The organism is Marmoricola sp. URHA0025 HA25 (genome assembly GCF_054059435.1).
Genome location: NZ_JBSSCD010000001.1, coordinates 1,997,277 through 2,012,165, shown reverse-complemented (window position 1 = coordinate 2,012,165; position 14,889 = coordinate 1,997,277). Strand labels below are relative to the sequence as shown.

The following is a 14,889-nucleotide window of genomic DNA, read 5'->3' as shown; positions in this document are numbered from 1 at the left end:
CGCACCCTTGTCGGTGCCGACGCCTACGCTCGGCGGCATGGCGGAGTTCGGCGAGGAGCAGCTGCGCGTCGCCACAGTGGTCGACGGCGTCGACGTGCTCGGTGCCCTGTCGCCGAGCCGGGCCGGCGACTTCAAGACGTGCGCGCTGAAGTACCGCCTGCGGATGATCGACGGCCTGCACGAGCGCCCCTCACCCGACGCGCTGCGCGGGACGGTGGTGCACAAGGTCCTCGAGGACCTCTTCGACCTGCCCGCCCCGGAGCGCACGCCTGCACGCGCCGGGGCGATGGTGGCGGCCGCGTGGGCCGGCGTACGCGAGCTCGAGCCCGAGGTCGACGAGGCCTTCGAGGAGGTCACCGGGCCGGTCTTCGAGGCCTGGCTCGACTCCTGCCGCAGGGTCCTGCTGCGCTACTTCGAGCTCGAGGACCCCCGGCGTCTCGAGCCCGCCGACCGCGAGCTGTACGTCGAGACGCTGCTGGACAGCAAGCTCCTGCTGCGGGGCGTCATCGACCGGCTCGACGTGGCGCCCGACGGTGCGATCCGGGTGATCGACTACAAGACCGGCCGAGCTGCGGCGCCCGGGTTCGAGGCCGGGGCGCTGTTCCAGATGAGGTTCTACGCGCTGGTGCTCTGGCGCACGCGCGGAGCCCTGCCGGCGATGCTGCGCCTGATCTACCTCGGTGACGGGACCACGATCAGCTACGTCCCGGACGAGGACGACCTCCGCGCCACCGAGCGGCAGCTGGGCGCACTGTGGAAGGCGATCTCGCTGGCCCAGGAGACCGGGGAGTGGCTCCCGCGACGAGGCCGGCACTGCTCGTGGTGCAGCTTCCAGGACCTGTGCCCGGAGTTCGGGGGCACTCCCCCGCCGCTGCCCGACGTCGTCGAGCGCTCAGCCGTGGTCGCGGCCGCCGACCTCCTCGACGAGGTCACGCAGCTTCGCGAGGTCCAGACCGACCAGTGAGTCACGGAACGCGCGGCGGTCACCGTCGAGCACCGGCACGTGGTTGGGGACCACCAGCACGGCGCATCCCGCGGCTTCGGCGGACCTGGCCCCGGTGTTCGAGTCCTCGATCGCCAGGCAGTCCTGAGCCTCGACGCCGAGGAGGGAGGCCGCGGTGAGATAGGGCTCCGGATGCGGCTTGCCGACGGTGACCTCGTCGCCCGTGACGACGGCTGCGAACGACCCGTCGGGCAGGGCCTCGAGCACCGGGGCGACGAAGCGTGCGTAGGACATCGTCACCAGGCCGCAGGGCACGCCCTCGGCCTGGAGGTGCGCCAGCAGCTCCACGGCGCCCGGGCGCCAAGGCACCCGGTCCTGGATCCGTGCGATGACCCCGTCGAGCAGCCGCTCGACGATCTCGGCCGGCTCGAGGTCCACGCCGCCGTGCTCGCGGATGTACGCCGCCGACACGAGCAGGTCGTTCCCGACCAGGTTGAGCGCGTGCTCGTCGCTCCACGTGCCCCCGTGCTCGGCGACGAGCGCGTACTCCACGTCGATCCAGTACGGCTCGGTGTCGACCAGGGTGCCGTCCATGTCCCAGAGCACTGCGGCGGGCAGCTCAGTCCTCAGGGTTGTAGCCCAGGTTCGGGGACAGCCAGCGCTCGGCCTCCTTGAGCGTCCAGCCCTTGCGCGCCGCGTAGTCGGCGACCTGGTCCTGGCCCAGGCGCCCGACCACGAAGTACTGCGACTGCGGGTGCGAGAAGTACCAGCCGCTGACGGCCGCCCCCGGCCACATCGCCATCGAGTCCGTGAGCTCGATCCCGGTGGTCGCCTGCACGTCGAGCAGGTCCCACAGCGTCTGCTTCTCGGTGTGCTCGGGGCACGCGGGGTAGCCCGGAGCCGGTCGGATGCCGACGTACCGCTCACCGATCAGCGACTCGTTGTCGAGCTCCTCGTCGGCGACGTAGCCCCAGAACTCCTTGCGGACGCGCTCGTGCATCCGCTCCGCGAACGCCTCGGCGAGCCGGTCGGCGAGGGACTCCAGGAGGATCGCGCTGTAGTCGTCGATGTCGGCCTTGAACTCGAGGATCTTGTCCTGGCTGCCCAGGCCCGCCGTGACCGCGAACGCCCCGACGAAGTCGGCCAGCCCGGTGTCCTTCGGGGCGACGAAGTCACCCAGGGAGCGGTTGGGGACGCCCTCGCGGTGCTCGCCCTGCTGACGCAGGTTGCGCAGGGTGACCCGTACCTCCGAGCGCGTGTCGTCGGTGTAGACCTCGATGTCGTCGCCGACGGCGTTCGCGGGGAACAGGCCGATGACGCCGTTGGCGGTGAGCCACTTCTCCTTGATCAGCCGGTCGAGCATGTCCTGGGCGTCGTCGTACAGCTTGCGGGCAGCCTCGCCGGTCGTCGGGTTGTTGAGGATGTCGGGAAACTTGCCCTTCATCTCCCAGGCATTGAAGAACGGCTGCCAGTCGATGTACTCGCGCAGCTCGGCGACGTCGTAGTCGGTGAAGACCCGGACACCGGTGCCGTCCGCAGGTGCCGGAGGGGTGTAGCCGTCCCACGAGATCGGGGTGCGGTTCGCGCGGGCCTTCTCCAGGGTCAGCATCGGCCGCTCGTTCTTCTGGGCGTGCCGCTCGCGGAGGCTGGCGTAGTCCGCCTCAGTCGCCTCGAGGAGCGCCGGCCGCTGCTTGTCGTCAAGCAGCGCCGCGGCGACCGGGACCGATCGCGAGGCGTCCTTGACCCACACCACCGGTCCGTTGCGCCGTGGCGAGACCTTCACCGCCGTGTGAGCACGTGAGGTGGTGGCACCCCCGATCAGCAGCGGGATCTCCAGGCCCTGGCGCTCCATCTCGACCGCGAAGTTGACCATCTCGTCCAGCGACGGCGTGATCAGGCCGGAGAGCCCGATGATGTCGGCGTCGTGCTCCTTCGCCGCGTCGAGGATCTTCTGGGCAGGCACCATCACCCCGAGGTCGATGACGGTGTAGTTGTTGCACTGCAGCACCACGCCGACGATGTTCTTGCCGATGTCGTGCACGTCGCCCTTCACGGTCGCCATCACGATGGTGCCGTTCGTCGTCTCGGCGTCACCCGGCTGCTTCTCGGCCTCGATGTAGGGCAGCAGGTAGGCGACCGCCTTCTTCATCACGCGCGCCGACTTCACCACCTGGGGAAGGAACATCTTGCCGGCGCCGAACAGGTCGCCGACCACGTTCATGCCGTCCATCAGCGGTCCCTCGATCACCTCGATGGGCCGGCCGCCGGCGGCGGCGATCTCGGCGCGCAGCTCCTCGGTGTCGGTCTCGACATCGGCGTCGATGCCCTTCACCAGGGCGTGGGTGATCCGCTCGCGGACCGGCAGACTCCGCCACTCGGCTGCCTTCGGGTCCTCCGTCTCGCCCTTGGTGTTGAATCTCTCGGCGATCTCCAGCAGCCGCTCGGCCGCGTCCTCGCGGCGGTTCAGGACGACGTCCTCGATGCGGTCGCGCAGCTCCGGGTCGATCTCGTCGTACGGCACGAGGGCGCCGGCGTTGACGATGCCCATGTCCAGGCCCGCCTTGATCGCGTGGAACAGGAAGACCGCGTGGATCGCCTCGCGCACCGGGTTGTTGCCCCGGAACGAGAACGACACGTTGGAGATGCCACCAGAGATGTGCACGCCCGGGAGGTTCTCCTTGATCCAGGCGCACGCCTCGATGAAGTCGATGCCGTAGGTGGCGTGCTCCTCGATGCCGGTGGCCAGCGCGAAGCAGTTCGGGTCGAAGATGATGTCCTCGGGCGGGAACCCGACCTCGTCGACCAGGATCCGGTAGGCGCGCGCGCAGATCTCCTTGCGGCGCTCGAGGTTGTCGGCCTGGCCCTGCTCGTCGAACGCCATCACGACGACGGCGGCGCCGTACTTGCGGCACAGCCTCGCCTCGCGGACGAACTTCTCCTCGCCCTCCTTCATGGAGATCGAGTTGACGATCGGCTTGCCCTGCACGTTCTTCAGGCCGGCCTCGATGACCTCCCACTTGGAGGAGTCGATCATCACCGGGACGCGGCTGATGTCGGGCTCGGCCGCGATCAGCTTGGTGAACCGGTCCATCGCGGCGACGCCGTCGATCATGCCCTCGTCCATGTTGATGTCGATGACCTGGGCGCCTACCTCGACCTGCTGCAGGGCGACCGACAGTGCGGTGTCGTAGTCCTCCGCCTTGATCAGGTTCCGGAAGCGCGCGGACCCGGTGATGTTGGTCCTCTCACCGATGTTCACGAACAGCGAGTCGTCGGTGATGTTCAGCGGCTCCAGGCCCGAGAGGCGGGTGGCCACCGCGATCTCCGGCAGTTCACGCCGCTTCTTGCCCTCGACCACCCCGGCGATCGCGGCGATGTGCGCGGGGGTGGTGCCGCAGCAGCCACCGACCAGGTTGACCAGACCCGCCTCGGCGAACTCGGCGAGGTAGGAGGCCTGACGCTCCGGGGACTCGTCGTACTCCCCGAAGGCGTTCGGCAGCCCGGCGTTCGGGTACGCCGAGACGAAGGTGTCCGAGATGCGCGACATCTCGGCGAGGTAGGGCCGCATCTCCGGTGCCCCCAGGGCACAGTTGAGGCCCACGGCGAGCGGCTTCACGTGCCGCATGGCGTTCCAGAAGGCCTCCGTCGTCTGGCCCGAGAGCGTGCGCCCGGACGCGTCGGTGATCGTCCCCGACACGATCACCGGCCACTGGCGCCCGCGCTCCTCGAAGAGCGTCTCGACCGCGAAGATCGCCGCCTTCGCGTTCAGAGAGTCGAAGATCGTCTCGATGAGCAGCAGGTCGGCACCGCCGTCGACGAGGCCGTTGGCCGCCTCCAGGTACGCCGCGACCAGCTGGTCGTAGGAGATGTTGCGCGCACCCGGGTCGTTGACGTCCGGGGAGATGGTCGCCGTGCGCGTGGTCGGACCGATGGCTCCGGCGACGTAGCGCGGGCGCTCGGGCGTCGCGTAGGCGTCCGCGGCCGCACGGGCCAGGCGCGCGGACTCGTAGTTCAGCTCGAAGGACAGGTCCTCCATGGCGTAGTCGGCCATCGAGACCCGGTTCGCGCTGAACGTGTTCGTCTCGATGATGTCGGCGCCGGCCTCGAGATACTCCCGGTGGATCCCGGTGATGATGTCGGGGCGCGTGAGCGTGAGCAGCTCGTTGTTGCCCTGCACGTCGATGGGCCAGTCGGCGAAGCGCTCGCCGCGGTAGCCGGCCTCGTCCGGCCGGTCGCGCTGGATCGCCGTGCCCATCGCGCCGTCGATGACCAGGATCCGCTGCTTCAGGAGCTCCGTGAGCTCGGCAGCGGCATCCGGACGAACGTGCGATTCGGTTGCTTTCGCTTTCGCGCTGGCATCCATGTGCACGGGGCTCCTTCCGACTCGGAAGGCGTCCTTGGATCCCGCCGAGCGTGGCGGATCCGCTCCGGACCCGTTGCAACGCCTCTCGACCGGCCAAGTCTAAGGGGTGGGTGGGCGTGGCCGGGGGTCATTTCGCTCTGAGGACATCGTCCTTACCCGCCCGTCCTGGGTTCGGGCGTGGCTAGGCTGAACAGGTGATCGAGATCGACGACGTGCATCCGCTCACCCGGCCGGTGATGATCTGCGCGTTCGAGGGCTGGAACGACGCAGCCGGAGCCGCGACCGGGGTGATCGAGCACCTGATCGAGGTGTGGGGCGCGCAGCTGGTCGCCGCAGTCGATCCCGAGGACTTCTACGACTTCCAGGTCAACCGTCCGGTCGTCAGCACCGACGACGACGGGATGCGTCGGCTCACCTGGCCTTCGACGCAGCTGTTCGTCGCGCGGCCCCCGGGATCGCACCGCGACGTCGTGCTCCTGCGCGGCATCGAGCCCAACATGCGCTGGCGCCAGTTCTGTGCCGAGGTGCTCGCCGCGGCCGACGACCTCGGCGTCGAGCTGGTGGTGACCCTGGGTGCGCTGCTGGCCGAGACCCCGCACACGCGACCGATCCCCGTGACCGGGACCGCGACCGAGCTCGACCTCGACGACCGGCTACGACTGGAGCCGTCGACCTACGAGGGGCCCACCGGGATCGTCGGCGTACTGCAGGACGCGTGCGCACGGCTCGATCTCCCGGCAGTGTCCTTCTGGGCCGCCGTGCCGCACTACCTCCCGCAGGCGCCGTGCCCCAAGGGGACCCTGGCCCTGCTCACCCAGGTCGAGGACGTCCTCGAGGTGTCCGTCCCGCTGGGCGACCTCCCCGAGGAGACCCGGGCCTGGGAGCGCGGCGTCGAGGAGCTGGCCGAGGAGGACGAGGACGTCGCGGAGTACGTCCGCAGCCTCGAGGAGTCCAAGGACACCGCCGACCTTCCCGAGGCGAGCGGCGAGGCGATCGCGCGCGAGTTCGAGCGCTACCTCAAGCGCCGGGAGGACCCCGGCGAGCTGGGTGGGGCCGGGTAGCTCAGAGCGCCAGGCCGAGCGACGCGTCGAGCAGCCGCCGCACGACCTCACCCGCCGCCGGCTCGGACGCGTCCCCGGCGAGCGTCGCGTCCGCCCACTGCGAGACCAGGCCCATGGCCCGCGGGGCATCGAGGTCTTCGGCCATCGCCGTGAGGATGGCCGTCGCCAGTGCGGCCGTTTCGGCGCCGGCGCCGCCTCGGACCGCGAGCCGGATCCGTTCCAGCAGCGCGACCGACTCGTCGAGGTCGGCCTGGGTCCACTCCCAGTCGGACCGGTAGTGGTGACGAAGCAGGGTCAGCCGGATCGCCATCGGGTCGACGCCCTGACCCCGCAGCCGTGAGACCAGCTCGAGATTGCCCTTGGACTTCGACATCTTCTCGCCGTCGAGGGCGACCATCCCGGCGTGGACGTACGCGCGCGCGAACCGGTGGCCGGGGTCCGCCACCTGCGCCTCGGCCGCGCTCATCTCGTGGTGGGGGAAGACGAGGTCGCTGCCGCCGCCCTGCACGTCGAACTCCGCGCCGAGGTGCTCGCGGGCGATCGCCGAGCACTCGACGTGCCAGCCGGGCCGACCGCGGCCGAGCGAGGACGACCACGCCGGGTCGTCGGGGCGCTCCGCCTGCCAGAGCAGACAGTCGAGCGGATCCTTCTTCCCCGGTCGTTCCGGGTCTCCCCCGCGGTCGCCGAAGACCGCGAGCATCTGCTCGCGGTCCCACCCGGACACCGCGCCGAAGGAGGGGTCGCTGGCGACGGAGAAGTACAGGTCGCCGTCGCCCTCCTCGTTCGACACCGTGTAGACAGCGCCGCTCTCCCGCAGCCGCTCGATCATCGCGACCACCAGCGGGATCGACTCGACCGCGCCGATGTACTCGTCCGGCGGGAGCACCCGGAGCGACTCCATGTCGGTGCGGAACAGCTCGGTCTCCCTCTCGGCGAGCTCGGTCCAGTCCTGGCCGGTCTCGACCGCGCGCTCCAGAAGCGGGTCGTCGACGTCGGTGACGTTCTGGACGTAGCGCACGGGGTGGCCGGCGCTTCGCCAGGCGCGGTTCAACAGGTCGAAGGCGACGTACGTCGCGGCGTGGCCCATGTGCGTCGCGTCGTACGGCGTGATCCCGCAGACGTACATCCGAGCGGTGCCGTCCGGCGGGACGAGCTCGACCAGTGCACCCGACGAGGAGTCGTGCACCCGCACCTGCGGGCCCCGTCCAGGCACGGAGGGGACATCTGGAGCAGGCCACGCACGCATGCGAGGAACACTAGACGAGCGGGACGAACGCGCCGCATCGGATGTCCGGGTGACGACGGCTCAGAACGCCGGCCACGGGATAGAGGGCCAGCCCGCGCCGGGCTGCGGGTAGCGGCCGCCCGCGACCAGTCGTGCCAGCCGTCGGCGCGTCGCGCGGATCTCGCCCGGCGTGAGGAGGTCGCCGAGCCGCTCGCCGAGGTCGCTGTCGAGCCTCTCGGCCAGGCAGCGCAGGGCCTCGAGGTCGTCCACGGCGACGGGCTCGCCGTGCCAGCCCCACAGGACCGTGCGGAGCTTGTCGTCGACGTGGAAGCACACCCCGTGGTCGACGCCGTAGCGATGGCCGTCCGGCATCGCCAGGACGTGGCCACCCTTGCGGTCGGTGTTGTTGACCACGACGTCGAACAACGCCATCCGGCGCAGCGACGGGGTGTCCTCGTGGACGAGCATCACCGGCCGGTCGCGGTCGTCGAAGGCGTCGAGCACGTGCAGGACACCGGGCGGCACCGGTCCGTCGGGGAGCAGGTCCACGGGTGCCTGCGCCGGGTCGGGCTCGCACCAGAGCTGCACCATGCCGGGCCCGGCGCTCCCATCGCGCAGCAGCGTCGGCGGTACGACGGACCAGTCGAGCGCCTCGGAGACCAGCCAGGCGGCGTACTCCCGGTTCGCCAGCGTCCCGTCCTCGAAGTCCCACAGCGGCCGCTCCCCCGACACCGGCTTGTAGACCGCGCGCACGCCGGCCTCCTCGGGTCCGAGACGGCAGAAGAAGGTGGAGTTCGATGCCGGCAGGATCCGGCCGAGCACGGTCATCTCGCCGTGCTGCAGCAGGCCGTCGGCGTCGGCACTCGGCGTGGCGCTCATCTCCGGGTCACCCAAGGCCGCGCCGGAAGCCGTTCGCACGCGGACACAGATGGCCGGTCGGATCGACCGGGCCACCGCAGAACTGGCAGGGGGGTCGCCCTGCCGACACCACGGATGCGGCCCGGGAGGCGAACACGCGGGCCTGGGTCGGCGTGAGTCGCACGATGAACAGCTCTTCCGGCTCCGGTTCGTCGATCGGGAGGTCGACCAGGTCGTCCTCGTCGGCCTCGATCGGGATCACCACCTCGACCACGGGGAACACCTCGACCACGATGCGTTCGTCCTCGGCGTCCCAGGAGAGGGTGATGGTGCCGGCCCGGAACTCCTCGACGATCGGCTGGTCCAGCGGCCCGGCATCGACCTGCTCGACCGGGGTGATCGCCGGGATCAGGCTGGCGATGCCACCGGCCGCGATCAGCTCGTCGAGCAGCTCGTCGATGCGCTCCCCGAGGATCTGCACCTGCTGCTTCTCCAGCGCCACGCTGGTGATCCGGAGCCCGTCGCGTGCCTGGAGGAAGAACGTGCGCTGCCCCGGCTCGCCGACGGTGCCCGCGACGAACCGCTCCGGCGGGTCGAACCGGTGCACGACTGGTGGCATGCGTCGAGCCTACGGGCTGGCGGATGCCGCCGCGGAGGGGCTCGAGGCTGCCGGACCGGCTCCGCCGCCGACCTTCTGGTCCGGGTGCTCCTGCTGCCTGGCCAGGTGCGCAAGCGAGCCGTCGGTGGTGTTGACCGCCAGCACGTAGGAGCGCTGCGGGGTGTAGCGGACCACCGACAGGCTGGCCGGGTCGACGACGATGCGCTGGAAGGCGTCGAGGTGCATGCCGAGAGCGTCCGCGAGGACGGACTTGATCACGTCGCCGTGGGCGACGGCGAGCCACACGGCGTCGTCACCCGACACCTCGGCAACCCGCGCGTCCCACGCGCGCACGGCTCGGATCGCGCGTGCCGACATCTCGGCCATCGCCTCGCCCCCCGGGAACCGCACACCGGCCGGGTGCGCCTGGACCACCTTCCAGAGGTCCTCCTTGGCCAGGTCCTTCATCGGTCGCCCGGTCCAGTCGCCGTAGTCGCACTCGGTCAGCCCGCGCTCGACACGGGCCCGGAGACCGGTCCCCCGCAGCATGATCGCGGCGGTCTCCTTGCAGCGCTCGAGGGGGCTGGACACGGCCGCTGCCAGAGGTACGCCGTCGAGCCGTCGCGCCGCTGCCTCGGCCTGCCGGACCCCGACCTCGTCGAGTCGGATGCCGGGCGAGCGTCCGGCCAGCACCCCGGTCGCGTTCGCGACGGTGCGGCCGTGTCGCGCAAGGATCACCGTGGACACGCGCGGAGCCTATCGAGTGCCCGACGAGCATGCCCGTCGCGACGCAGTGCTGATCGAAACCCCGCTCAGCATGCTCGTCGAGGCCCAGTGGGCGACGTCGCGTTGACGAGCGAAGCGAGGAACATGGGGGCGAGCCTACGCAGGCGGGCCGCTCGGAATGCCTACCCTGACGACTGTGATCGTCGACAACGCGCTCTACCGCAGCGGCGTTCGCGTCGACTGCGGCACCGAGGCCTCCGACCTCGCCGGCGTTCGCACCCGTGCGACCGGTCCCGACGACTTCGTCTGGGTGGGGCTGCACGAGCCGACGCCGGAAGAGCTCGAGGCGGTTGCCGACCTCTACGACCTGCACCCTCTCGCCGTGGAGGACGCCCTGTCCGCGCACCAGCGGCCGAAGCTCGAGCGGTACGCCGACTCGCTGTTCATGGCGCTCAAGACGCTCTGGTACGTCGACGAGCACGACGCCGTCGAGACGGGCGAGATCAACATCTTCGTCGGCGAGAAGTTCGTCGTGACCGTCCGTCACGGTGAAGGGGGCGGGCTCCACCAGGCGCGGCTGTCGCTCGAGGGGATGCAGAAGCTGCTGGCCCACGGTCCTTCCGCCGTCGTCTACGCGGTCTGCGACCAGGTGGTCGACCGTTACGAGGACGTCGCCGAATCGCTCGTGGTCGACGTCGACGAGGTGGAGGCATCGGTCTTCGCTGCCGAGCGCACCAACGACTCGGCCCGCATCTACGTCCTGAAGCGTGAGCTGGCCGAGATGCGCCGTGCGGTGCTGCCGCTGCGCGACCCGGTCAACCGGTTCGCGACCGGCGCGGTGCGTGGAGTCGACGCCGAGGCCGCGCCCTACTTCCGCGACGTCGCCGACCACCTGGCCCGGGTGGCGGAGACCATCGACGACCTCGAGACGTTGCTGACCGCTGCGTTCGAGGCACACCTGGCGCAGATCACGATCCAGCAGAACGACGACATGCGCCGGATCTCAGCGGCCGTCGGGCTCGTCGCCGCCCCGACGCTCGTCGCCGGCATCTACGGGATGAACTTCGACCACATGCCAGAGCTCGGCTGGGTGCTGGGCTACCCGATGTCGTTGGTGATGATGCTCGGCAGCTCGCTGGCGATCTGGATCATCGCGCGGCGCGCCGGGTGGCTGTGAGGCCCTGGCTCAGGTTGCGCTGATCACGCCACCGGTGAGCAGGCCGAGCAGGACCACGCCGAGGACGACCCGGTAGGGCACGAACCACGCGATGGAGTGGTGCGCGACGAAGCGCAGCAGCCACGCCACCGCGGCGTACGCGACCACGAAGCTCACCGCGGTGCCGACGACGGTCTGCCCGACGCCGATCCCCGAGCCGGACACGTCCTTGAGCTCGTAGAGGCCGGCGGCGGTCAGCGCCGGGATGGACAGGAAGAAGCTGAGCCGGGTCGCGGCGACACGGTCCAGGCCGCGGAACAGGCCGGCCGAGATCGTCGCACCGGAGCGCGAGACGCCGGGCACCAGCGACACGCACTGCACGGCACCGACGACGAGAGCGTCGAGCATGGTCAGGTCCCGCTCGCCGCGCGCCTGGGCGGGATTGCGCTCGGCGAGCCACATGACGACGCTCCACGCGACGAGAGCGCTGCCGACCCACCACAACGAGCGCAGCGACCCGGAGACCAGGTCCTTGCCGAGGAAGCCGACGATCCCGATCGGGATCGAGCCGGCGATGATGTACCACCCGAAGCGGTGCTCGAACGATCCCCGGTGCTCGGGGCGGACGAGGCCGCGCAGCCAGGCAACGGCGATGCGCCCGATGTCGACGCGGAAGTACAGCAGGACCGCGAGGATCGCGCCCATCTGGATCACCGCCGTGTACGCCGTGATCGCCGGGTCGTCGATCTTGAAGCCCATGATCTTCTCGGTGATCGTCAGGTGGCCGGTGCTCGACACCGGCAGGAACTCGGTGAGCCCCTCGACGACGCCGAGGATGACCGCTTGGAGGTAGTCCACGGGGCGTGAGCCTACGGCCCGGGACCTGTCAGTCCGCTGACCGGTCCGGCGAGCCGGGCGTCGAGTCCGGGTGCCGCTGGCTAACCTTTCGCCATGCAGCAGCGCCACGTCGGCAGCACCGGGTTGAAGGTCTCCCGGCTGGGCCTCGGCACGATGACGTGGGGCCGCGACACCGACGAGCACGAGGCACGCGACCAGCTCGTCGCGTTCGTCGAGGCCGGCGGCACGCTCCTGGACACCGCCGCCGGCTACGCCAACGGCGACTCCGAGAGGGTGATCGGCTCTCTCCTGGGCGACGTGGTGCCGCGCGACGAGGTGGTGCTGGCGACCAAGGCCGGGATCGGCCGCGTCCGGGGCGAGCGGGAGAACAACGCGTCGCGGGGTTACCTGCTGCGGTCGCTGGACGCCTCGCTGAAGCGCCTGCGGGTCGACCACGTCGACCTCTGGCAGGTGCACACGTGGGTCGACGACGTACCGCTCGAGGAGACGCTCAGTGCCCTCGACCAGGCCGTCTCCTCGGGCCGCGCGTCGTACGTCGGCATCTCGAACTACAACGGCTGGCAGTCCGCGCAGGCCGCGACCTGGCAGCGCGCCGTGCCGGGCAGGGCGACGATCGCGTCGAACCAGGTGGAGTACTCCCTGCTCGCGCGCGCCGTGGAGGCCGAGACGATCCCGGCCGCCGAGGCGCTCGGCATGGGCATCCTGCCGTGGTCGCCGCTGGGCCGAGGAGTGCTCACCGCCAAGTACCGCACCGGCACCCCGGCCGACTCGCGCGCCGCGTCGGCGCACTTCGCCAGCTTCGTGGGGCGGCACCTGACCGAGAGAGCGCACCGGATCGTCGAGGCAGTGGTCCGTGCCGGCGAGGGCCTGGCCTGGAGCCCGCTCGAGGTGGCACTCGCCTGGGTCCGCGACCGCCCCGGCGTGACCGCGCCGATCGTGGGCGCCCGCACCGCCGAGCAGCTGAAGGCGGCGCTGAGCGTCGAGGAGTGCGAGCTGCCGGCAGAGATCGTCACGGCCCTCGACGACGTGTCAGGACCGGACCCAGTGGGAACGGAGGTGTCGTGAGCGAGACGTTGGAACGGCGCGGCCGGGGGCGGGCGCTGAGACCGGGGGTCGAGTACGAGTTCGACAAGCTGGTGATCCCCCGCGACCACTCGCGCAGCTTCGTCACCCGGTTGCTCGTCGACCGTGCCGAGCACGGTGGCTGGGAGCTCGACCGGGTCCGGATCGCCGCCGACGGGACCCGTCGCGTCGTGCTGCGGCGCAAGATCATCCGGCAGCCCCGGCTGGACTGGTACCTCGCCTAGGGCTCAGAGCAGCCCGAGGAACCGGTCGAAGACGCGGGCCCCGAACTCCAGCGAGTCCACCGGCACGCGCTCGTCGACACCGTGGAAGAGCGCCGTGAAGTCCAGGTCCTCGGGCAGGCGCAGGGGCGTGAACCCGAAGCAGCGCATGCCGATGCTCTCCCAGTGCTTGCCGTCGGTGCCGGCGCTGAGCAGGTACGGCGCCACGATCGCGTCCGGGTCCTCGGAGAGGAGCGCGGCGTTCATGGCCTCGACCACCGGGCCGTCGTACGACGTCTCGAAGCCACCCAGGTGGACGTCGCGGGTCAGCTCCACGTCGGGACCGACCAGGGTCGCGAGCGTGGCCCAGAACTCGTCCTCGTAGCCCGGCAGGAACCGGCCGTCGACCCGTGCGGTGGCCGTCCCCGGCACGACGTTGACCTTGTAGCCGGCCTCGAGCATCGTCGGGTTCGCCGAGCTGCGGAGCCCGGCGCCGATCATCCTCGCGGCGCTGCCGAACTCGTCGATCAGGCTCTCGGCGTTCGCCGGGGTCGCCTCGGTGCCGGCCAGCTCCGCGACGGTGGCGAGCAGCACCTCCATCGCCGGGGTCAGCCGGATCGGCCACTGGTGCTGCCCGATCCGGGCGACCGCGGCGGCGAGCCTCGTCACGGCGTTGTCGGGGTGCCGCATCGAGCCGTGGCCCGCGGTGCCGTGGGCGGTCAGGCGCAGCCAGGCCATCCCTCGCTCGGCGGCCTGCACGAGGTAGATGCGCCGCCCGCGGGCAGTCGTGCTGAAGCCGCCGACCTCGCCGATCGCCACCGTGCAGTCCTCGAGCAGGTCACGGTGCTGGCGCACGAGATGGCCGGCGCCCTTGGCGCCACCGGCCTCCTCGTCGGCCGTGAAGCACAGGACGACCGGCCGGGTCGGCACCACGCCGGCCCGGGCACGCGCACGCACCGAGGAGAGCAGCATGGCGTCGAAGTCCTTCATGTCGACAGCGCCGCGGCCCCAGACGACGCCGTCGCGGACCTCACCGGAGAACGGATGCACGCTCCAGTCGTCGGCCTCTGCCGGTACGACGTCTAGGTGGCCGTGCAGCAGCACCGGCTCGCCGTGGTCGCCGCCCCAGCGGGCCACCAGGGACGTGCGTCCGGGCTCCGACTCGAGGATCTCCGCGGTGATGCCGACCTCGTCGAGCAGCTGTGCCACGTGCTCGGCAGCCTTCCGCTCGCCGGGCCCGGGCTGGTCGCCGTAATTGGAGGTGTCGAGGGCGATCAGGTCGCTGCAGATGCCGACGACCTCTGCGGCGGGGTCGTAGCCGGCGCTCGTCGTCATGGAGCCATCCTGCCGCAGCGACCCGCAGGGCCCCAGCACCCGGATCGGCGCGGTCCGGGGCCGACCGGTCCAGACCACTGAGCGGCCGACCTGATTCGGAGTCGAACCCGTCCCTTTGCTAGGGTTGCGGCGCTCGTCCGGGTGGCGGAATAGGCAGACGCGCTAGCTTGAGGTGCTAGTGCCCTTTATCGGGCGTGGGGGTTCAAGTCCCCCCTCGGACACCACGACATGGACCAGGTCTTCGCGCCTGGTCCTTCGTCGTTCCCGGGGCCGTGCGAGCCCTGTCACGGGCCCTTCAGGGTCCCCTCGAGCCATCGTCGATATGGACGTCCTTGCGGCGCTCCGCGCCGGATTGTCCGCTCTGCTCGGGCGTGCACCGATAAGCGATCTTCGAGGCGAAGATCCTCTTGACAGAACTCATATGTTCACCCCGAGGACAACGGAAGTCTCGGAAGACGCTGCCCTCCTCCGCAAGTGGGGCTC

13 protein-coding genes and 1 tRNA gene are annotated in these 14,889 nt (G+C 70.6%); 6 read left to right on the top strand and 8 right to left on the bottom strand.

All coding sequences use genetic code 11. The features are described from left to right. The first annotated feature begins 37 nt into the window (after positions 1-37). Positions 38-964: a RecB family exonuclease gene (locus ACVW00_RS09825; protein ID WP_457110717.1), complete on the top strand. Its 927-nt coding sequence runs from the start codon at positions 38-40 to the stop codon at positions 962-964. Here ACVW00_RS09825 and ACVW00_RS09820 read toward each other — a convergent pair. Both ACVW00_RS09820 and metH read right to left on the bottom strand, forming a co-directional pair. Next, entirely contained in the window at positions 893-1,549 is a 657-nt protein-coding gene (locus ACVW00_RS09820; RefSeq protein WP_457110716.1) for an HAD family hydrolase, read from the bottom strand. The two genes, ACVW00_RS09825 and ACVW00_RS09820, sit on opposite strands and share 72 nt — an antisense overlap. 13 nt (positions 1,550-1,562) lie before the next feature. Then, a complete protein-coding gene (gene metH, locus ACVW00_RS09815; RefSeq protein WP_457110715.1) occupies positions 1,563-5,306 on the bottom strand; it encodes a methionine synthase in 3,744 nt (1,247 codons plus the stop codon). 194 nt (positions 5,307-5,500) lie between these two features. Between metH and ACVW00_RS09810 the strand changes: the two genes are divergently transcribed. Next, positions 5,501-6,367 (top strand): PAC2 family protein, encoded by an 867-nt coding sequence (locus ACVW00_RS09810; RefSeq protein WP_457110714.1) that lies wholly within the window; start codon positions 5,501-5,503, stop codon positions 6,365-6,367. A 1-nt stretch (position 6,368) separates the two neighbouring features. Here the strand turns inward: ACVW00_RS09810 and mshC are convergent, their stop codons facing one another. Genes mshC through ACVW00_RS09790 form a run of 4 tightly spaced genes read right to left on the bottom strand, consistent with a single transcriptional unit; the run spans position 6,369 to position 9,795 of the window. Continuing rightward, a complete protein-coding gene (gene mshC / locus ACVW00_RS09805; protein ID WP_457110713.1) occupies positions 6,369-7,613 on the bottom strand; it encodes a cysteine--1-D-myo-inosityl 2-amino-2-deoxy-alpha-D-glucopyranoside ligase in 1,245 nt (414 codons plus the stop codon). Between the two features lie 60 nt (positions 7,614-7,673). Next, entirely contained in the window at positions 7,674-8,471 is a 798-nt protein-coding gene (locus tag ACVW00_RS09800) for an SCO1664 family protein (protein WP_457110712.1), read from the bottom strand. Positions 8,472-8,478: 7 nt separating this feature from the next. Next, the gene (locus ACVW00_RS09795) at positions 8,479-9,069 is read right to left on the bottom strand and encodes a DUF3090 family protein (protein ID WP_457110711.1); all 591 of its coding nucleotides are present in this window, start codon (positions 9,067-9,069) and stop codon (positions 8,479-8,481) included. Between the two features lie 9 nt (positions 9,070-9,078). Beyond that, complete coding sequence (locus tag ACVW00_RS09790; protein ID WP_457110710.1) at positions 9,079-9,795, bottom strand: histidine phosphatase family protein; 717 nt, start codon at positions 9,793-9,795, stop codon at positions 9,079-9,081. Positions 9,796-9,970: 175 nt separating this feature from the next. Between ACVW00_RS09790 and ACVW00_RS09785 the strand changes: the two genes are divergently transcribed. Then, positions 9,971-10,951 (top strand): magnesium and cobalt transport protein CorA, encoded by a 981-nt coding sequence (locus tag ACVW00_RS09785; protein WP_457110709.1) that lies wholly within the window; start codon positions 9,971-9,973, stop codon positions 10,949-10,951. A 9-nt stretch (positions 10,952-10,960) separates the two neighbouring features. Here the strand turns inward: ACVW00_RS09785 and ACVW00_RS09780 are convergent, their stop codons facing one another. Further along, positions 10,961-11,788 (bottom strand): undecaprenyl-diphosphate phosphatase, encoded by an 828-nt coding sequence (locus tag ACVW00_RS09780; protein WP_457110708.1) that lies wholly within the window; start codon positions 11,786-11,788, stop codon positions 10,961-10,963. 93 nt (positions 11,789-11,881) lie between these two features. Between ACVW00_RS09780 and ACVW00_RS09775 the strand changes: the two genes are divergently transcribed. Then, positions 11,882-12,853 (top strand): aldo/keto reductase, encoded by a 972-nt coding sequence (locus ACVW00_RS09775; protein WP_457110707.1) that lies wholly within the window; start codon positions 11,882-11,884, stop codon positions 12,851-12,853. Beyond that, entirely contained in the window at positions 12,850-13,095 is a 246-nt protein-coding gene (locus ACVW00_RS09770; protein WP_457110706.1) for a DUF5703 family protein, read from the top strand. The genes ACVW00_RS09775 and ACVW00_RS09770 overlap by 4 nt, the downstream gene beginning before the upstream one ends. A gap of 3 nt (positions 13,096-13,098) precedes the next feature. On the opposite strand, the gene ACVW00_RS09765 is transcribed toward ACVW00_RS09770, so the two are convergent. Beyond that, the gene (locus ACVW00_RS09765) at positions 13,099-14,406 is read right to left on the bottom strand and encodes a M20/M25/M40 family metallo-hydrolase (protein WP_457110705.1); all 1,308 of its coding nucleotides are present in this window, start codon (positions 14,404-14,406) and stop codon (positions 13,099-13,101) included. A gap of 135 nt (positions 14,407-14,541) precedes the next feature. On the opposite strand from ACVW00_RS09765, the gene ACVW00_RS09760 reads away from it, so the two are divergent. Beyond that, a tRNA-Leu gene (locus ACVW00_RS09760) sits at positions 14,542-14,630 on the top strand. Positions 14,631-14,889: the final 259 nt, after the last annotated feature.